Source organism: Photobacterium carnosum (assembly GCF_002849605.1).
Taxonomy (GTDB): Bacteria; Pseudomonadota; Gammaproteobacteria; order Enterobacterales; family Vibrionaceae; genus Photobacterium; species Photobacterium carnosum.
On record NZ_NPIB01000014.1, the window covers coordinates 48,881 to 69,595 of the forward strand.

Annotated in this window: 14 protein-coding genes, 1 pseudogene and 2 CRISPR repeat arrays; of the genes and pseudogenes, 13 read left to right on the forward strand and 2 right to left on the reverse strand. The window is 38.5% G+C overall.

All coding sequences use genetic code 11. From position 1 onward, the window contains the following. Window positions 1-224: 224 nt before the first annotated feature. The 4 genes from CIK00_RS12205 (at window position 225) to CIK00_RS12220 (ending at window position 5,894) form a co-directional block, all read left to right on the forward strand. Window positions 225-1,586, forward strand: a complete 1,362-nt coding sequence (locus tag CIK00_RS12205; RefSeq protein WP_101769129.1) for a trypsin-like serine protease — start codon at window positions 225-227, stop codon at window positions 1,584-1,586. Between the two features lie 1,155 nt (window positions 1,587-2,741). After that, on the forward strand, window positions 2,742-3,407 hold the full coding sequence (locus CIK00_RS12210) for a response regulator transcription factor (RefSeq protein WP_101769130.1): 666 nt from the start codon (window positions 2,742-2,744) through the stop codon (window positions 3,405-3,407). Between the two features lie 14 nt (window positions 3,408-3,421). Continuing rightward, window positions 3,422-4,813 (forward strand): sensor histidine kinase, encoded by a 1,392-nt coding sequence (locus CIK00_RS12215; RefSeq protein ID WP_233426562.1) that lies wholly within the window; start codon window positions 3,422-3,424, stop codon window positions 4,811-4,813. Window positions 4,814-4,886: 73 nt separating this feature from the next. Further along, window positions 4,887-5,894, forward strand: a complete 1,008-nt coding sequence (locus CIK00_RS12220; protein ID WP_101769132.1) for a transposase — start codon at window positions 4,887-4,889, stop codon at window positions 5,892-5,894. Between the two features lie 286 nt (window positions 5,895-6,180). Here CIK00_RS12220 and CIK00_RS12225 read toward each other — a convergent pair whose 3' ends face one another. Beyond that, window positions 6,181-6,420: a PAS factor family protein gene (locus CIK00_RS12225; protein ID WP_101769133.1), complete on the reverse strand. Its 240-nt coding sequence runs from the start codon at window positions 6,418-6,420 to the stop codon at window positions 6,181-6,183. Window positions 6,421-6,747: 327 nt separating this feature from the next. Here CIK00_RS12225 and CIK00_RS12230 point away from each other — a divergent pair, with 327 nt between their 5' ends. The 9 genes and pseudogenes from CIK00_RS12230 to cas6f all read left to right on the forward strand — a co-directional run bounded on the left by CIK00_RS12230 (window position 6,748) and on the right by cas6f (window position 18,713). Next, complete coding sequence (locus tag CIK00_RS12230) at window positions 6,748-7,398, forward strand: HAD-IA family hydrolase (RefSeq protein ID WP_101769134.1); 651 nt, start codon at window positions 6,748-6,750, stop codon at window positions 7,396-7,398. A 60-nt stretch (window positions 7,399-7,458) separates the two neighbouring features. Beyond that, a complete protein-coding gene (locus CIK00_RS12235; RefSeq protein ID WP_045040989.1) occupies window positions 7,459-7,698 on the forward strand; it encodes a hypothetical protein in 240 nt (79 codons plus the stop codon). A gap of 211 nt (window positions 7,699-7,909) precedes the next feature. Continuing rightward, window positions 7,910-8,527: pseudogene (locus CIK00_RS12240) on the forward strand (RecX family transcriptional regulator); the annotation flags it as partial. A 24-nt stretch (window positions 8,528-8,551) separates the two neighbouring features. Beyond that, a CRISPR array of direct repeats spans window positions 8,552-10,081; the repeat unit is 28 nt; unit sequence TTTCTAAGCTGCCTGTGCGGCAGTGAAC. Between the two features lie 201 nt (window positions 10,082-10,282). Continuing rightward, a complete protein-coding gene (gene cas1f, locus CIK00_RS12245) occupies window positions 10,283-11,260 on the forward strand; it encodes a type I-F CRISPR-associated endonuclease Cas1f (RefSeq protein ID WP_101769135.1) in 978 nt (325 codons plus the stop codon). Beyond that, window positions 11,261-14,533, forward strand: coding sequence for a type I-F CRISPR-associated helicase Cas3f (gene cas3f / locus CIK00_RS12250; protein ID WP_101769136.1), 3,273 nt, complete (start codon window positions 11,261-11,263; stop codon window positions 14,531-14,533). A 386-nt stretch (window positions 14,534-14,919) separates the two neighbouring features. Then, window positions 14,920-16,194: a type I-F CRISPR-associated protein Csy1 gene (gene csy1, locus CIK00_RS12255; protein ID WP_101769137.1), complete on the forward strand. Its 1,275-nt coding sequence runs from the start codon at window positions 14,920-14,922 to the stop codon at window positions 16,192-16,194. Next, window positions 16,191-17,135 carry a type I-F CRISPR-associated protein Csy2 gene (gene csy2, locus CIK00_RS12260; protein WP_101769138.1) on the forward strand — a complete coding sequence of 315 codons (945 nt, stop codon included), beginning with the start codon at window positions 16,191-16,193 and terminating at the stop codon, window positions 17,133-17,135. Before csy1 ends, csy2 begins: the two co-directional genes overlap by 4 nt. Before the next feature lie 19 nt (window positions 17,136-17,154). After that, entirely contained in the window at window positions 17,155-18,153 is a 999-nt protein-coding gene (gene csy3, locus CIK00_RS12265) for a type I-F CRISPR-associated protein Csy3 (RefSeq protein WP_101769139.1), read from the forward strand. A gap of 5 nt (window positions 18,154-18,158) precedes the next feature. Continuing rightward, window positions 18,159-18,713 (forward strand): type I-F CRISPR-associated endoribonuclease Cas6/Csy4, encoded by a 555-nt coding sequence (gene cas6f / locus CIK00_RS12270; protein WP_101769140.1) that lies wholly within the window; start codon window positions 18,159-18,161, stop codon window positions 18,711-18,713. Between the two features lie 180 nt (window positions 18,714-18,893). Further along, a CRISPR array of direct repeats spans window positions 18,894-20,122; the repeat unit is 28 nt; unit sequence GTTCACTGCCGCACAGGCAGCTTAGAAA. A gap of 175 nt (window positions 20,123-20,297) precedes the next feature. On the opposite strand, the gene CIK00_RS12275 is transcribed toward cas6f, so the two are convergent. Continuing rightward, the gene (locus tag CIK00_RS12275; RefSeq protein WP_045037740.1) at window positions 20,298-20,477 is read right to left on the reverse strand and encodes a hypothetical protein; all 180 of its coding nucleotides are present in this window, start codon (window positions 20,475-20,477) and stop codon (window positions 20,298-20,300) included. Window positions 20,478-20,715: the final 238 nt, after the last annotated feature.

A 20,715-nucleotide genomic window follows, 5' to 3' on the forward strand; every position in this document is an offset into this window, starting at 1 on the left:
TTTGTTTTATTAACCTAACCACACGGTTGTTGTTTCATATTTAACAATATAGATACAGTGTTCACTAATATAAGAGAGTGTCAGAGACTTATATAAAACATGAGGTAATGTTCTTTACAGTTACATGAAAAAATGAAGCTTATCGCAGTGTGCTTGTTTCGATCTGTGCCTACAACATGTTAAGAGTAAACTATCGCGATTACTATTAAGTTTAAGGGAAAAGGATGTTCCAGTATAAATACAGTGTTTTGATGTTAGCCATTATCGCCAGTATAAGTACGCCAGTATGTGCATCATCAGATACAATAGTTTCACCTTACGTCGTTGGTGGTAGTGATGTTGATACTAATACTCCAGTTAGTGAAAATTTTATGGCATCACTCCGCAATAATAAAGATGGAGAAACCCCTTTTTGTGGCGCGACGATTATCAATGATCAGTGGGTATTAACGGCAGCCCATTGCGTGGTAACAGGAAGTGATAAAAACGCAGAAGTATTAGCACCGTCTAATATTACGATTACTGCTGGGTTACTTAATAATAGCTATCCACAAAAAAAACATATATTTTCAGCTACGCATGTGGTGATACACCCCGCTTATAGTCCAGTAGCTGTGATAAAAGAGACAACAGTTAATGATCAAGTGATTACTGAGATTGTTAGTTCGGCATTGGATAACGATGTTGCTCTAATTCGGGTAAATCGTAAGTTTGTTGGTTTAGGTAAAGTTGCATTATCAACCTTATCGCAAACACAGTTGATTGAGGAACAGCTAAAACAAGAATGGGAACAAGCCAATAATCCTATTCCTACAGACCATCGTCCGGAAAATATTACCGTTTTAGGGTGGGGAGCAACGACAATTGAGGGAAGTAAACCATCAAAAACACTTAAACAGGCTAAGTTGAGTTTCTTCCCTATTAATCTTTGTTATGAGCGTATTGAGTCTAATGATAATCCGGGCTTAATTATTGATAGTCCAGCAAATATTACTAAATTATGTACATTGCCTCCTGTGGTTATTGCCGATCTTACTGGTGCAGATGCTTGTAATGGTGACAGCGGAGGTCCTATTTTTGTTATTGATAGTGAGGGCAATCAGTTACAAGTAGGTATTGTCAGTGGTGGTACGACAGGTAACCCTGTTTGCGGTTCAATGACTAGACCAGGTTTCTATGCTCGTGTAGGAAACTATACTGATTGGATTGTTGAAAATAGTAGTAAAGTGCCGACATATCCTATAACACCTCCTGATTTTCTTAATGATAAATACGGCGATCAAGATGGCGATGACACAGGTGGCGGTGACACAGGTGGCGGTGACACAGGTGGCGGTGACACAGGTGGCGGTGACACAGGTGGTGGTGACACTGGTGGCGGTGATACAGGTGGTGGTGATACCGGTGGTGGTGATACAGGTGGCGGTGACACAGGTGGTGGTGACACAGGTGATGATGGATGCAATGACAGCATTTCAGCGAACAATTGTAATATAGGTAAAGATCGCGATAGTGGCGGTAGTTTGGGCTTTATAGGCTTATTATTACTTTGTTCCGCTGCATTTTATAGACGTTTAAGGGACTAAATAAGAAAAAATCAGTGATTCAGCCATAAGTTAACGTTGTACTAATCATTGATGGTTACATTATTAATGTGGAAGTTAGTTTTTTAGCTAGTTTCCATTTTTTTTGCATATTAAACAATAGATTGATTTTTTAAAAATTAAATTATTACGATTAATGATTTATTTTTATTGTGAGATAAAAAGATATTTATATACCTATTGTTTCTTTGAACAGAAGACAGAAAATAAATGTATAACTTACATATATTTAACAATATATGTATTTTAAATGATAAATAAAATAAGAATAGGACTGGATTATTTAATATTAAAAGTCATTGATACTATTGTTATTTGTCTTTTATCTTTAATATCAAGTTATTACCTATTATTTATTTTGTATTTAATATATTTAAAACTAATAATTTAATGTTTTATTATTTTATCCCCTAAAATCTATTTATCCACAGAAGCTGTGCATAACTCTGTGGGAAATTCGCTAAAGCCAGATTCGGTGCAGCCTCTGGCAAAGTCAATATATAGTTAATTGAAATGTACTAATAACTTTAAATTTATTGATTTAGTTCAATGATTAAACAGAAAGCTTGTTTTATGTATTCATCATTCAAATAAAGTTTAATATTTAAAATATAAAGTTAACGCTAAAAATATATATTGAGATGAATGTTGAAAATTTGTTTCTAACATAAACGTTAAATCATGCATTAATAGGATTAAATATTATAACAATAGAATGGATATTCCATATGCGAATTTATGCGTAAAATAGTGTGATCTATATTTTAAAATGATGGATATTCTTTTATTTTAGAAGATGAAATAATTAGCTTGGACCGCTATCTATTATTGAGGTTGTTATTGATAATGGTTTTATTTCTTAATCATAGCGTGCGGTATGTTATTTTCAATTGTTCAACGTACCATTGATTGATATCGCAGAGGATATTAAAGCGCGTTTATGAGCTCACGTTAGGAGCCAATAGCATGTTGGCTGTGATTGAAACAACACCGCTTAGCAACCCAATTAGCCGTGCTAAATGAAAGATTAAACCAATAGGTCAATAGTGTGGGTAATGACGTGATTGTTGATACATGGTTGATATATACAAGTTAAGCATATTATTATGCCGATGGTTTTCTTTTGGATGATTTATTGTGTCAAAAATATTAGTTGTTGATGATGATGTACAGTTGTGTGAATTACTAACCGAAGTGCTTGAAGATGAAGGCCATGATGTCAGTTGTGTTCATTGTGGAGAGTCAGCGATTGAATATTTACAAAATAAAGGGGTCGATTTAGTCTTATTGGATGTGATGCTGCCTAACCTTGATGGTATGCAAGTTGCACGTCGTATTTGCCAGCGATTTGCAACCCCTATTTTAATGTTAACCGCATTGGGCGACGAAGCGACTATGCTTGATGGTTTGCAAGCGGGTGCAGACCATTTCATTACTAAACCGTTTAAAGTACCTGAATTATTGATACGTATTAGTGCTATTTTGCGCCGTGTTGGGCTTGAGCGTCAGCGTCATATGATTCGTTCTGGTGAAGAAAAGATGGCGGCAGAAATGTCACGTTTACCATTAACCAGTACTGAAGCGGAATTATTAGAATATTTAATCAAGAATGATGGCATTGTAGTATCGAAGGCTGAATTACAAAAACAAGTGCTTAAAAAAGAATTAAGTCCATTTGATCGTAATCTTGATATGCATATCAGTAATATACGTCGTAAAATTGTATTGGCTGGTATGTCTAAATTACACATTAAAACAGTACGAGGAAGAGGCTATAGCTATTCTGAATGCGTCAATCATTAATTAAAGGATCTGTTGTGGAAAGTCTTTCCCAGCGTAAAGTGTGGTACAAGCAGTATCAACAACATGGCTTGGTGGTACGACTTTTTTCGTATTTTACCGTGAGTTTGTTATTAATATTATTACTGCAAAATTTAGCTGAAATTGCATTAGTTAAAACGATGCTACATGTGCCAAAGAACGTTCAACACAAGATGCTCGTGATGGCAGAGCAAGCCCAACAGTTAATTGATTCAGGTAGTAAACAACAACTTGGCCAATGGGAGACGCAACAGCCTTATTATTTGTTTGTCCTAGATAAAAATCAACATGAAATGGGGGATCGAAAAATGCATCCTCATTTCGCTTTCAAACTGAGTTATGCTCGCGGAATTAATTCCATTTTAGATTCACGTGTTAACCAACCTATTTTTGTTATCCCTTTAAAAGATGGAAATCAATTGATGGTGCAATTACCATATCAATTACATCCTGCCAAATATTTCTCATTTTATTTTGGATTAATTCAAGTCGTGATTGCCGCATTAATTCTATTAATGTTTTCATTTCTTATTGCGCGTTATTTACAACGACCACTAAATACCTTACGAGAGGCCAGCCGTAGTCTTGCTAGTGGTGATTTTTCAGTAAGAGTGGCAAATACTGTAAGTGATAGTAGCCTTGAATTTAAATCGCTTGCGACTGACTTTGATGACATGGCAGAAAAAATTCAAATGTTATCTGAACGTCAACGACGCTTAATTCGTGATGTATCACATGAGCTGCGTACCCCATTAGCTCGGCATAATTTATCATTACATTTAATAAGAAAACGGGTTGCGTCTGAGCACCACCATCTTGTTGATCGATTAGAACGTGAAGCTGAAGAAATGAATCAATTGGTTAGTGAAATTTTAGAATTTAATCAGCTTCAAAATATAACTGATAACGCTAATTTAATTCCCATTGATGTTGAGAGTTTGTGCTTAACGACTATTCCTAATATTGAGGCATTATTGGGCACACAACAAACCTTTACTACCGATATTGATAATAATCTGCCATTCGTCATGGGGGATACTCGTTTAATTTTGCGAGCGGTGAATAACTTACTTACCAATGCGATTAAATATGCAGGAGAAAATGCACATATTCACTTGATTTCATCGCTGGTGGTTGTCGACGGGCAACAATTTGTACAATTAAGCGTAGAAGATGATGGTTTTGGTATTGCTGAACAACATTTAAAACGAATATTTGATCCCTTTACTCGTATTGAAGGTGCACGCGATAAACAATCTGGTGGTTATGGTCTTGGTTTAGCCATTGTTAAAGAAGCAATGACGGTGATGAATGGCGCTGTTAACGCTAAAAGTCGTCAACCGCATGGATTATGTATTCATTTATTGTTACCAGTAATGAAAAAATAAATGGACAGCCATAACCTTGCACATTAACCATGAGCTACTACACTTAATCTTCAAGTTGCTTATGGTGAAACGAATGACAATTTCAAGACGCAAATTGATAGAGCCTCAAATTACGCCTTTTTATCATGTAATTAATCGCTGTGTACGTCGTGCCTATTTGTGTGGCGATGATCCGCATAATGGTAAAAACTATCAGCATCGTCGCGGTTGGATAGTAAATAAAATCAAACAATTAGCCGCTGTGTTTTGTATTGATGTGTGTGCTTATGCGGTAATGAGTAACCATTATCATTTAGTGCTAAAAATAGATATCGAGCAGCAGAAAAAGCTAACCCCTGAAGCTGTGATATCACGTTGGTTACAGTTATTTAGTGGTCATCCTATCGCTGTCTATTTTTTAAAAGAGGGTCAAATAGCCGCAGATAAACAACAAGCACTATCAACATTAGTGGCTGAATGGCAGCAACGATTAGGCAGTATTAGCTGGTTTATGCGCTGTCTTAATGAAGAAATAGCACGAAAATCTAATAAAGAAGATCAATGTAAAGGGGCGTTTTGGGAAGGGCGGTTTAAGTCTCAAGCATTACTTGATGAGCAAGCGTTATTATCATGCATGATGTATGTTGATTTAAATCCGATTAGGGCGGGAGTTACACCATCACTAGAACAATCAGATTTTACCTCTATTCAGCAACGTATTCGTGAATATCAACAAGTAAAAACCTCATCTAAACAATCATCATCAAGTAACTCTTATTTTCAGTTATTACCTTTTGTCGGTGCTGAACATCAAGCTAAAAAAGCAGGTATAAACTTTGCTTTTGCCGATTATCTTGAACTAATTGACTGGACTGGTCGCTGTATTCGAAATGATAAAAAAGGTTTTATTGCACCTAATCAGCCCAAGATTTTACAGAAAATGGGAATAACACCAGATGCTTGGCTTGAGCACAGTGAACAATTTATGGAACATTATGCCAATGTAAGTGGTAGATGGTCCCGAATGTGTGCATTCAAACAACATATTGGTGGACATTGGTGCAAAGGAAAGTCGGCGAGTCACCAGTTACATCCTAATTAAACATAGTTTCTTATAATTAGATGAAAACACTGCAATAATCGTCAGGATTGTAGGTTTTGTTGATCCTGAAATATGAGAATAGAACTGATTTAACGAAGAATTATAAATAATGAGCTGTAAATTTTAGATTTGAGAGATTATTGCTGGTGGGATAGTTGTTTTTTGGGGATTCTATTTAAGAGTTAAAACATTTGGCTGTCCATGATTATATATAATATATGGTTGTCCATAATTAAGTGTTTTAGTGTTAGCGGTCTACGAAATACCATAGCCCGCTAATTGGTATTTATTTTTCAGATAGTCCAAGACCCCTAATTGCGATATTCAAAGTGTTGTTAAAATCTGCATTATTTTCAAGTATCCCTGAGCTTGCTGGGCCAAGGGCATTTGAGTATAAGCTTAGTTGCTTGTCTAATGGCAGATCTAACTGGTTATATAGGTTTTGGCAAATTTCTGAATGTTGTTCTGGTGCATTCTTCGATAGGTCTATTAGAGTGTCATAAATAAGACTGGCAACGTTATTCATAGTCGTTCCTTAATTATTGAATGGGTTGTGTATGGGTTATATCTACCAAAAGGGTAAACGTCTGAGATATTAATCACATAATGATAAGAATGAGTGTAAATAATTGCTTTTTGACTGTTATTTTCTCCCTTATTCTTCAGATAATATGTACTTTATTTTAGAATGACGATGCTTATTACTTTATTATATTAGTTCATTTTTTGAATGTAAGTAGTTAACGTCGCCAGGATTGATCACTAGGTTGATTACATGAGTTGGCATCAGATATTTACCTTGTAAGGTTTAATCGGTAATGTGTTCTTTAATGAAATTAAGGAGATGATGTGAATGATTAAATTCGATTGTTTTATTTTTGATGTAGATGCGACGTTGGTTGATACAGAAACCGTGATTGATAACATTTGGAAAACATGGGCGAAGAGTGTTGGTATCGATTTTTCTTTAGTACAACAGCATATTCATGGTCGAAAAATTGAAGAAACATTAAGATGTGTGAATAGTGTATTGGCTAGTGACGAGCAGATATTAGCTGTTAAATCGATTGCTGTTAATGAAATGAAGAAAGCGACTGCAATCCCTGGTGCACTGGAGTTCGTTTCTAAATTAGATCAAGGTTCATGGGCAATTGCAACTAGTGGCCCTAGAAATATAGCATCTACCAGTTTACATGCGGCTGGTTTTGAACTGCCCCGAGTGATGGTGTGTGCCGAGGAAGTGAGTAAAGGTAAACCCGAGCCTGAACCATTTTTGGTCGCGGCGAAGATGTTAAACGTGTCTCCTGAACAATGTGTCGCTTTTGAAGATTCTCCTGTAGGAATAAAATCCGCCAAGACGGCTGGTTGCTATACCATAGCTCTTCTTACCAGTCATGATGCAGTTGATTTAGCCGAGGCCGATTTGATTGTTGATGGCTTTGATAGTTTAATTCTATCTAAAGTAGAGGATAAATATTGCTTAGCTATTCGATCAAATATATAACCTATTAAATAGGCTGTTTTAATAATAATTAAAGGTATTTCCTTTTCAAAGAGATTGGTTATGTTGTGGTTTTTGATGATAACGTTGCCGCTAGTATTAGCCGGCATTCATAAATTATTTTTGGTCTTTGACCTATATCCACGTAATAACAGCATGTATATTATTCCGGCGATTATTATCAGTTACTGCTTATTTGCCGTTCATTCTGCATTTGATCGTGATGCGCTACCTGCGGTATTAATTGCTATTTATTATATTGGTCTAACTGCGATTACAGTGCGAGCAACCATACGTCGGTAATATTCCTCTTAAATAATATATCGACGCGTATTTTTCATTACTAATAAAGACTAATAATATGAAGAAACCGTATCCTGCAAAAACCATCCAAAATGTGATTAACAGTGCGATTTATCATTTAAATTTACGGGATCATACTGAGTATGAATTGCGAAAAAAATTAGAAGCTAAAACAGAGCAACAAGATTGGATAGAGACTGTATTGCAACAAATGAAAGATTTCGGTTATGTAAAAGAAGATCTTCAATTTGCACTGCACTTTAGTGAGATGGCTTTTTCTAATGAACATGGACAACAGTACATTAAACAGAAATTAAAAGGTAAAGGTATTCCTGCAACAATCATTGAAGAAGCATTAATTGATATTATGGAGAAAAAACAAGTGTCTGAACTTGATATGATCAAAAGTCGTTTAGATAGTTATGATGATTTTAGTCAAACCACCAAAGAGAAAATAACCAACGATCTCACTAAGCGAGGGTACAGCTTTCAAGATATTTCAAGAGCAATTTCTGAGCATGATGCCGCCGATACGCTATTGAGCAAAGCTAAAATTAAAGGCATGAATGCTGATCTTGAAACCGAAGTATTGAAATTGGTGAGAAAGCTCAAAGGCAAAACAGTCATCAAGCAAGAGCTTAAAATGAAGCATGTTGATATTACTAATCTTGAGCAAGTCTTCTATGATTTAGAGGAAGCGGGTGAGGTCGATTTTTATGAAAATTGCCAATTAGTATTAGCTAAAAAGCGGTTTGATTTGTCGAATTTTAAAGATAAAAGTAAAGCCTATGCCTATCTGTCATCAAAAGGTTATAGCTCTGATGAAATCAAAGAAGCGATGGCAGCAGTAAGTAATTAAAACTGCCTGTGCGGCAGTGAACGCGACGAACTTCATGTGTTTAACTTTGCCATCTTTCTAAGCTGCCTGTGCGGCAGTGAACGCCATACCGAGGCTCCTAGATGAGTTGAAAATTTTCTAAGCTGCCTGTGCGGCAGTGAACGTGCTTTGGAGGCAGGGCTTGCATTGGCGGGTTTTCTAAGCTGCCTGTGCGGCAGTGAACACACTGGGTCTTTTAGCTCAGTCCACTCATAATTTCTAAGCTGCCTGTGCGGCAGTGAACGATTGTTCCGGTATATGGAGCACGATGTTCTAGTTTCTAAGCTGCCTGTGCGGCAGTGAACGCTATAAAGAGGTATTAGTTAAGTGCCGTAGCTTTTCTAAGCTGCCTGTGCGGCAGTGAACAAGTTCAGCAATATTTTCCTCAACGTCCTGCGTTTCTAAGCTGCCTGTGCGGCAGTGAACGCGAAAAATAAACTAAAAACGTACTAGTCGTATTTCTAAGCTGCCTGTGCGGCAGTGAACTTCTGGTGGTATTCACCAGTTAGGTATAAAGATTTCTAAGCTGCCTGTGCGGCAGTGAACGTCTATGATTGATAGTGTTTGCGAGCTGCGTATTTCTAAGCTGCCTGTGCGGCAGTGAACACATTGCTTATGCTGATAATGCACAAGGGGGTTTTCTAAGCTGCCTGTGCGGCAGTGAACACCTATAAATATTTCGGTCGATGCAGTTATCTTTTCTAAGCTGCCTGTGCGGCAGTGAACACGTTATCGATGGGCAGTCTTATATTGGAGTTTTTCTAAGCTGCCTGTGCGGCAGTGAACTACATTCGGTGGACCAGTTGGGAATTTTTCCTTTTCTAAGCTGCCTGTGCGGCAGTGAACTTTTTAACAATAAACAAAACAGAACCAATACTTTTCTAAGCTGCCTGTGCGGCAGTGAACTTGGAGATACTTCGACTTCAACATAATCAACATTTCTAAGCTGCCTGTGCGGCAGTGAACTTACTTTTGATTTAGTGTTTAAAATTGTTGCTTTTCTAAGCTGCCTGTGCGGCAGTGAACATATCGCTTTTTTAATTTTAATTATTTCAATTTTTCTAAGCTGCCTGTGCGGCAGTGAACCACCAGTACCACCACCAGTATCACCACTACAATTTCTAAGCTGCCTGTGCGGCAGTGAACAGTATTTAAGAAAACTCGGAATGAATGATGAGTTTCTAAGCTGCCTGTGCGGCAGTGAACTCATGCAGATGTTACAGAACGAAACCAGACAGTTTCTAAGCTGCCTGTGCGGCAGTGAACAGCGTGAGTGATTTCTGGATTGCCCGACAGAATTTCTAAGCTGCCTGTGCGGCAGTGAACACGCATTATAGGAATGACCGCCACGCCTTTCATTTCTAAGCTGCCTGTGCGGCAGTGAACATATTATTCACGTAACTCATTGATTTATATAGTTTCTAAGCTGCCTGTGCGGCAGTGAACAAAAAGACACTTTAAACGCTCGGAATTTTTTATTTCTAAGCTGCCTGTGCGGCAGTGAACTGAAGCGTAATTAGTATAAGTGATTGCTTATAAAAGCTAAACAGTAAATTTCAATGAAAAACCCTTTTTTAAACTGATATTTTAAGTTGTTGTTTTATATGGTTTGAATAAGTGCCAAATAAAAAGGGTTTTTGTGATTACACTCTAAACGCATTATGCGTATCTATGTATATAATGCGTTTTTTACTGTTGGTGACCGTTATGTGCGCTAAGTCTTTCACACCGAGTGAGCTAAAAACCATTATTCATTCAAAACGTGCCAATCTTTATTATTTACAACATTGTCGCGTGTTAGTGAATGGTGGGCGGGTTGAATATGTCACTGACGAAGGTAAGCAATCATTATATTGGAATATCCCCATAGCAAACACGACAGCCATAATGCTCGGAACTGGCACATCGATCACTCAAGCTGCAATGCGCGAATTAGCTAAAGCTGGGGTGCTGGTGGGTTTTTGTGGTGGTGGCGGGACACCCTTATTTTCAGCTAATGAAGTAGAGCCTGATGTTAGTTGGTTAACACCACAATCAGAATATCGACCAACAGAATATCTTCAATGGTGGGTCAGTTTTTGGTTTGATGACGCTAAACGCTTAGAAGCCGCGATACTTTTTCAACGGGTACGATTACAGCAAATAAAGAAAGTGTGGTTATCAGCAACCATGCAGCGTGATAATCATTTCATTATTGAAGAAGACAAACTGAACCATATTTTATCGGCGTTTGAAAATAAACTCAGTCATTGCCAGAACAGCACTGATTTATTGTTATTAGAAGCTGTCATGACCAAAGCTTTATATAAACTTGCGGTTAATACTGTTAAATATGGTGAATTTACCCGTTCGTCACGGGGTAATAGTACCGATATTGCCAATCGCTTTTTAGATCATGGTAATTATTTAGCGTATGGCTTAGGGGCAACGGCGTGTTGGGTTATCGGATTACCACATGGATTAGCTGTTCTACACGGTAAAACCCGTCGTGGCGGATTGGTGTTTGATGTTGCCGATTTAATTAAAGATGCGATAGTGCTACCGAATGCTTTTATTGCTGCAATGGCAGGGGATGACGAACAAGAATTTCGTCAACGATGCTTGAATGGATTTAGAAAAGCCAATGCATTAGATGTGATGATCGATGCCATTAAAGACACAGCACAAGCGGTTGCAAAATTATAAATGAATATTCTTCTTATCTCTCAATGTAATAAAAAAGCCCTTGATGAAACCCGTAAAGTACTGGATCAATTTGCAGAACGTAAAGGTGATCGCACATGGCAAACGCCGATTACTTTAGAAGGTTTAAAAACATTACGTCAGTTATTAAAGCAAACCGCTAGACGGAATACTGCGGTCGCTTGCCATTGGATTAGAAGCGCGAATAATACCGAATTATTGTGGATTGTCGGTAATAAGCGCCGTTTCAATGAACAGGGTACAGTACCCACAAATACCACTGAGCGTAATATTCTGCGTTCGGAAGATGAAAATGGCTGGCAAAGTAACTATGCCGTTGCGTTGATGGCATCACTGGCGGGTTTATTTCATGATGTAGGTAAAGCTAACAGTTTATTTCAACAAAAACTAACGGGCAAAGGGCGTATTGCCGAGCCATTACGGCATGAATGGCTATCTTTATTGGTTTTTCAGGCGTTTGCTAAAAATAAAACCGATGATCAATGGTTAACAGAATTAGCCGATTTATCACCGGAAAAAATTAGCAAGATTGTTAATGATGTGCACTATACCCCAGCGTTGTCACCGTTTATTGGCTTAACCGAATTAGCCAAAACGATTGGATGGTTAATTGTTTCTCATCACCGTTTACCGACTTATCAATTGTCAGGATATGATCCGGCTATTGCTGAATCATCTTATTGGTTAGAACAAAAACTGTGCCCTGAGTGGAATGCAAAAAATCATAAAAACCCTGAGTTAATCGCAAAAATAGCGGATAACTTTATTTTCCCTCATGGAATTCCACTACAAAGTCAAACATGGCAAAACAAAGCCCAACAATTGGCGAAACGGGCATTGGCACATCCTAATCTGCGTAATTTTGGGCGGTGTGAGAACGCATTTCCACTGCACATGGCACGATTATGTTTAATGCTTGCTGATCACTGTTATTCCTCAAGTCAGCCTGTTATTGCTTGGCAAGATCCGCACTATAAAGCCTATGCAAATACCGACCGTAAAACGGGAAAATTAAAACAAAAACTGGATGAGCATAATATTGGGGTGGCGCAATTAGCCTATCGATTAAGTTTGGGCTTGCCTAAATTACGTTTGAGTCTACCTGCAATTACTCGCCATTCGTTATTTAAAAAACGTACTACAATCAATAAATTTCGCTGGCAAGATAAAGCCTATGATCTGGCGTGTTCTGTGCGTGATATTTCTGAGGTTCACGGCTTTTTTGGGGTCAATATGGCGTCAACAGGGTGTGGTAAAACCTTTGCCAATGCGCGAATTATGTATGGATTAGCCAATCAACAACAAGGCTGTCGATTTAGCATTGCTTTAGGACTGCGAACATTAACCCTACAAACAGGGGATGCACTCAAAGATCGTTTAAAACTGGATAGTGATGATTTAGCGGTGTTAGTCGGATCGCAAGCGGTTAAAGATCTGCATCAAAGTAAGCTCACAACTCAGCAAGAAGCAAAAGCACAACAAACAGGCAGTGAGTCAGAAACGTTATTTTCAGAGCATATGTATGTCAGCTATGACGGTAGCCTTGATGATGGTCACCTTAGCCAGTGGCTCAAGCAAAAACCCACTATCCATAAATTGGTCAGTGCGCCAATTACAGTAAGCACCATTGATTATTTAATGCCAGCCACAGAGGGTACGCGAGGCGGGCAGCAAATTGCACCAATGTTGCGATTATTTACAGGGGATCTGATTCTTGATGAGCCGGATGATTTTGGTTTAGAAGATTTACCCGCATTATGCCGTTTAGTGAATTGGGCGGGTATGTTAGGTTCACGCGTCTTATTGTCATCAGCGACGTTAGCACCGTCATTAATTACTGCGTTATTTAAAGCCTATTCTCATGGTCGTCAGCAATATAACCATAGCCACGGCATTACCGAAACAACAGTACAATGTGTCTGGTTTGACGAATTTGATCCAAAATTAGAATGTATTAATATTGCTAATTTTCAAACAGAGCATACGAAGTATATTACCCAACGAGCAAAAACCCTAAGCCGTAAATCATTACCCTTACGTCAAGCTGAGTTAATGTCTTTAGACGCGGAAAAATTAACAAAAACCGATGCGGTTAATTATCTATCAAGCCATATTCAACAGGCGATTTACACCTTAGATGAACGCCATCGTCAAGTTGCACCAAACGGTAAAACCATCTCGATTGGCTTAGTGAGAATGGCAAATATTGAACCCTTAATTGCGGTGGGTGAGTCGTTATTATCCATGCCGACACCAGATAATACCTGTATTCATTATTGTTTTTATCATAGCCAACATCCAATGGCAGTCAGAGCGCATATAGAGCAACAGTTAGATGCGGTATTAATGCGCGATCCTGCTGATCCACAAGTAATATTGGATTTACCTCAAATCAAAACTGCATTAGAGCAACAGCCCCAACAACATCATATTTTTGTGGTGGTCGCCACTGCGGTAGCAGAAGTTGGGCGTGATCATGATTATGATTGGGCTGTGGTTGAACCTAGTTCAATGCGATCAATTATTCAGCTGGCAGGGCGTATTCAGCGTCATCGCCAATGTGTTCCTAATTCACCTAATATGATTATTTTAAGCAAAAATATTAAAGCGTTATTAGGTGCAGATGTTGCTTATTGTAAGCCAGGATTTGAACAGCCAAAAAATGACATAAATAAAGGTCATTTGCAGTTAAATCAGCATGATCTGACTCAGCTATTAATGGCTGATGATTATCAAGTTATCTCTGCTTATCCACGATTTATTGAGCCAGATTTAAAGATGTTAACTTTCCCCTCATTGGAACATCGAGCCTTAATTTTTAGTCTATTTCAAGATTCAAACAAGAAAGTTGAATATTGGTGGTTACAACCTTATTTACACTTATTCGGCGAATATCAGAGCCAAACACGGTTTAGACAATCTCGACCGCAAACGGAATACCATTTCTTTATCGATAATGACGATCAAGCACTGAGCATTAAGGTACGTGATGAATATAGCGGTGATTTTGTAAATAAAACCGAGCTGTTTCACCTTGCGGCGATAGACAATATTGCGAGTGGAAATCAAGCGTGGTTTGATTGTCAATACAGCGCAGTGTATGACGAGTTAAGTGACATCTTTGATAAAGACAGTGAGCAGATCAGTGAATTATTTGGTGGTATTAATCTTAATGATTCGAATAAAACACCCCGATTTTATTACCATCCGTGGCTAGGTGTATTTGAGGGTAAATATAGGCATTTAAAAAATTGAATATGATGAACTAGATACTACTAGTTCATCATTGCTACCTGTACGGTAGTATAAATAAGTACAACATACTTCTAAGCTGCTTGTTCGGCAGTTTTTTCATTGTACTCATTGTATCAGTTAAAGACAAATACATGATTGAATTATTTAGTACTACATAGGTTGATTTTATTTTTTTGTTATGTATTATCATGCATAGTTTATTGTGTATATATAGGTGATATGAATGAGTGCAAGGCAAACAAGGTTTTTAGATTTTATGTTGAAAGTTTTGACTAAAGTCTGTAGTCAATTAGCTATCCAGTGTCTCCGTTGGATTATTGATATTTTATTTTAGATTTATAGAGTAGTGGCGATATCTTTTGCTAAAGGTGAAATAGGGAGTTTCTATGCCAATACACATCAGCACATTAATTCAAGCGTACATTGAACAACGGCGTCAAACGAAACTTGATGAAATAGAAAAGAAAAAGAATGTTAAAAATGGGGTGTCAGAAATTGAATTAGCGACCTTGAATGAACAGATTCAAACAGCTTATCAAGATTTTGATATACAAACATGGCTGACAAGTGCTGCAGTGAGAGCTAAACAAATCAGCTTGGCAACTCATGCGGTGAAGTTTACTCATGGTAGTGCGAAAGGCAGTAATATTCTGTCGTTAGCAACTAATACTGATGCGCCATATCTTGATTCTTCAGCAATAGTAACTCCCGCAGTCGATGCTGTGGGTAATGCTGCTGCGTTAGATGTGGCTAAATTGCTTCAACTTGATGATGGTAATGCCACACTTGCCGTTTATTTGTCACAAGGGGACGATTATGTTTTACGTCCTCTAGCGAGTAGTGATGAACAATGCCAATTGTGGGCTGATGGGTTGCGTCAAGCATTAGAAGTTAAAACACCCAGTAGTCATACTTTAGCCAAACAGATCTATTTTCCTATTGGTGGCGATAATCAATACCACCTTATTAGCCCGTTATATTCCTCTGCTTTAGCCCACGAATTATTTCATCAGGTACAACATTCCCGTTTTAGTGACGAGATGAAAGCCGCTAGAGAAGCGCGCAAGAAAAATCAACCAAGTGATATTGATGTGGTGCGTTACTCTAATTTAGCGGTAACCATTAGTGGAGGTTCAAAGCCTCAAAACATTTCTCAATTGAATTCTAAGCGTTATGGAAAAACCTATTTGTTTCCTTGCACTGCGCCTGATTGGAAAAGTCAATATCAGCCACCTATGTTTGGTTTAAATTGGTTTGATAGCCGCGAGGTGGGACGTAATACCTATTATCTAATTAAGTTACTGGCTGAGTTTTTAGTTAAAGTGAAACCATTAGATAGCAACATTCGTATTCGTCAACACCGTGATCGATTAGCTGATCAGATCCTTGATAGTATTTTAACCTTGGCAGCGCCTCATCAAGTGAATACTAAAGGCTGGAGTGAAACCAGTGAATTATCACCAGCACAACAATGCTGGTTAGATCCACAAGCAAGTCATCTTTATAACGGTGATTGGCAAACTGAGGTTAGTCGCGATTTTGGTTTATGGCTCAATAACCGTTTAGAAAAGGCCAGTCAGCAGCAATTAATGTTAGGCAGTGAAGCATTACAACATTGGCAAGCATTATGTCATGACGCTATTCGTGAGGCAGGACGATGAGTTTATTTATTCTTAAAAATATGCATATTGAAGGTGCAAATGCGATTGCAGGTTTTACTTATGGTTTTCCTGCTATTACTCAGTTTTTAGGGTTTGCGCATGCATTATCACGCAAAGTTGAGCCACAACATGGGATCAGCTTTGATGGTTGTGCAGTGATGTGTCATCAGCATCAAGTGCATGCTTATCGGGGCAGTGATTGGGATGATTATGGTTTTGCATTAACCCGTAATCCGTTAGCGAAAGACGGTAAAACAGCGCCTATTGTTGAAGAAGGGAAAATGAACCTTTGTGTATCGTTGCTGATTGAATGCAAAGGCTTCAGTAGCGGTAACAGCGAGCAAGAACAACTTATCAGTGACGCCATAAAAACGCTGGCATCAAGTCAACGTTGTGCTGGTGGACGTATTACCCATATTGAAGCGTGTCAATTTAAACCAATGCCGAATGAGGCAAGTGATTGTCGCAAACTTTTACGACCATTGTTACCTGGGTTTATTTTATGTGATCGTAGCGATTATCTACAGCAACATAATGAAAGTAATGATCAAAATATGATCATGAACTGGCTCGATTTTAGTGCCTTGCGTTACCGTTATGAAACACTTACTGAAAGTAACAGTCCAGATGTAGAACAAGGGCAGTGGCAACGTGTCAATAAGCCTCAAAGTGGCTATTTAGTGCCACTGATGATCGGTTATAAACAAATCAGCGAGGTATTTGCTGCCGGAGAGGTGGCGAATGTTCGTGATAACACAACCCCATTTGCATTTACTGAGGCGGTTTACAGTGTCGGTGAGTGGATAGGCAGTCCTAGTCGGGTTGAATCCATCAATCAAATATTATGGCGTTATCAATATAGTTCACCGTATTATTTATGCCGCGCCCAACAATCTATTCATTCTATTGAAAGTAATGAAGATTTCGACTTTTCTTATTAAATAGCCAAGGATGTATACAATGACAACGAAGTTAACCACACCATCAGTATTAGCTTTTGAAGGCAAATTGGCTTGCTCAGATGCCGTAATGGCCGCGGGTAATTGGAATGAAACAGCCACTAGCGCCAATTGGCAGCCTATCGCTGTTAATGAGAAATCAGTACGCGGTACGATCTCTAATCGTATGAAAGGGCCTAAAGCGAATGATCCGGCTAAATTAGATGCTGAAATTCAAAAGGCAAATTTACAAACGGTAGATAATGCTGCGTTACCGTTTGATTGCGATACGCTTAAATTAACCTTTACGCTACGTGTTCTCGGTGATTTAAATGTGCCTTCTACGTGTAATAGCCCTGATTACCAAGCGGCATTAAGTCAATTGATTAAAGGCTACGTTACTGAGCATGGGTTTAAAGAATTAGCAACACGTTATGCTACTAATCTCGTTAATGGTCGTTTTCTATGGCGTAACCGCGTTGGGGCTGAAAATGTCATGGTGACAGTACAGCATCATGATCAGGTGTGGACGTTTGACAGTTTAGATTACAGCCTCCGTCAATTTACTGCTGCAAAGGGTGATTTAGTAGCATTATCACAGGTGATTGAGCAAGGATTACTTGGCGAAAAAGCAACCTTATTAACCGTGACTGCCTTTGTACAATTAGGTCATGGTCAAACAGTATTCCCATCTCAAGAATTGGTTATGAATACGGGCTCTGGTGATAAGAGTAAGTATCTGTATCAACTAAATGGTCAAGCGGCAATGCACTCTCAAAAAATTGGTAATGCATTACGCACCATTGATACATGGCATCCTGAAACAGAAGAAGTTGGACCGATTGCCGTTGAACCTTATGGCTCGGTTACTAATCGCGGTAAAGCGTACCGTCAGCCTAAAGAAAAAACAGATTTCTATAACTTATTAGATAACTGGTTATTAAAAGACAAAGCGCCTGAATTAGAGCAACAACATTATGTGATGGCGATGTTGGTGCGCGGCGGTGTATTTGGAGAATAGCGATTATGTTGTATTACATTGATATTCAAGTGCTGCCTGATTTAGAAACCTCTGCGGCAGTATTAATGAATAACTTATTTGCGAAATTACATCGTCAATTAGCAGCGGTAGGTAATGGTGCTGTGGGGATCAGTTTTCCCAATGCGCACAAAACATTGGGCGATACTTTACGTTTACACGGTTCTCAAATAGCACTTGAACAAATGATGGCGAATACTTGGCTGAAAGGGCTAAGAGATTACACGCGTATTACGGCTATTATCGCTATTCCAAGTGAGATTAAGGGTTATCAAACTGTAAAGCGCGTACAAGCAAAAACTGCGAATAATAAGCGTAAGCGGTCGATAGCTAAAGGTTGGATCAGTGCGGATGAAGCGATTCATGCAATTCCGAACACAGCAGAGCGTAGATTAACCTTGCCTTATGTTCAAATTCAAAGTTTATCTAATCAGAATGTGATGCGAGTATTTATTGAGCACAGCCAAGTTGTGAGTGCTGCAACTGACGGTGTATTTAGTAGCTATGGATTAAGTGCTACCGCAACGATCCCTGTATTTTAAGTGCTGTTTTGATTGTAATAGCAATAATGGGTTAGATGAGTATTCATTTAACCCTTTTTTTTAGCCTTTATTAGTTGCATTTAAAATCAATGACTTATAATCAGAAGATAAAAAAGGGGTAAAAGAGGGTTTTTAGGGTTTTATTTAAATTAAACAATCGCTTATTATAGTTAAGCTTCAGTTCACTGCCGCACAGGCAGCTTAGAAAATTACTAACATTTTTTAATTGAGCGATAACTTGTTCACTGCCGCACAGGCAGCTTAGAAAAAACCGATCAACAGAATCAAATAAACGTTGAGGTTCACTGCCGCACAGGCAGCTTAGAAAAGAATCAGTAGCAGAAAAAATCATTTTAGTATGTTCACTGCCGCACAGGCAGCTTAGAAATGATCGTCTTTTTAGATTTTATCGTTCAATAAGTTCACTGCCGCACAGGCAGCTTAGAAATTATGCTGGCTGGTAGCTCCATTTTTCCATAAGTTCACTGCCGCACAGGCAGCTTAGAAACAAACGATCCAGTAAAAGCCCGCACTTTACGAGTTCACTGCCGCACAGGCAGCTTAGAAAAGATAAGATTATCGATATGCTCGTATTGCTTGGTTCACTGCCGCACAGGCAGCTTAGAAAAACAATGCTTAATTCTTTCAGATAATTATGAAAGTTCACTGCGGCACAGGCAGCTTAGAAAAAAGGGTCACATAATTATAACTTTACCATTACGTTCACTGCCGCACAGGCAGCTTAGAAAGCTATGAGTCATTCTATAAATACTCATATAAAGTTCACTGCCGCACAGGCAGCTTAGAAAAGTACCCGTAGAAGAATAAAGCAAATGAACTTGTTCACTGCCGCACAGGCAGCTTAGAAAAAGTAAAGCCCGCACACTCCGACCTGGTGACGGTTCACTGCCGCACAGGCAGCTTAGAAAATCCCAAATTGACCAACAAACAACAAAATCAAGTTCACTGCCGCACAGGCAGCTTAGAAAAATGGCACTTTCAAGCGAGGAATCTTTATCATGTTCACTGCCGCACAGGCAGCTTAGAAAACCTAACGCAACAAAACCAACATGCTCGCGTGGTTCACTGCCGCACAGGCAGCTTAGAAAAAACACCGCAATATTCTCCCCCGTCTTCAACAGTTCACTGCCGCACAGGCAGCTTAGAAAAGTAATAAAAGTAATCAGCAAAACACCGACAAGTTCACTGCCGCACAGGCAGCTTAGAAAACCAATAGTCCCCTTACCCACTTCCAACCCGTGTTCACTGCCGCACAGGCAGCTTAGAAACAGACCATGTCGTACTGTTCTTGCGAATATCCGTTCACTGCCGCACAGGCAGCTTAGAAAGATACGACGAGCCTGATGTATTAGTTCGGGATGTTCACTGCCGCACAGGCAGCTTAGCAACATTCAATGCGATTGGCTTTGAGCTTGTAAATGTTAACTACCGTACTGGTAGATTATTAAACAGGAAGGGCATAACGATAAATTGAATGGAGGGGTGAAGCGGTTAGATTTACATCAAAAGGTTAACCATAAAGTCCACCATTCGCTGGACTTTATGTTGTTAGTTACATGCTGTTTACTGATTATTCTCATGTTCAAATTCGATCCACGCTTTTTCTAATTCAATGAGACTGGCTGTGATTTTAGCTTTGTCTTGTTTTTGAATGATTAATTGTCGAACGTGCTCTTGCTGTATAAAAATATCCTGACGTTTATTGTCTACAAAGTAATTTCTTAATCCTTTTGCCTGATCCATATACTGATGTCCAATATAAAACGGTGTATATCAAAATAGTACATTTATTGTGGTTATTCTCAAGTGTTTGATAGGCTGAATGGATTTTTTGTGCACTTATTTGCTTATGGCGTATCAACTATGAAACAGGTTATGCCATTATATAAAGTAGAGGGGATATGATAAATTATGTTGAATTTATAGAGTGATAAAGGTTAAAAGAAATACCCGTTACTAAAAATTTAATAACGGGTACAGA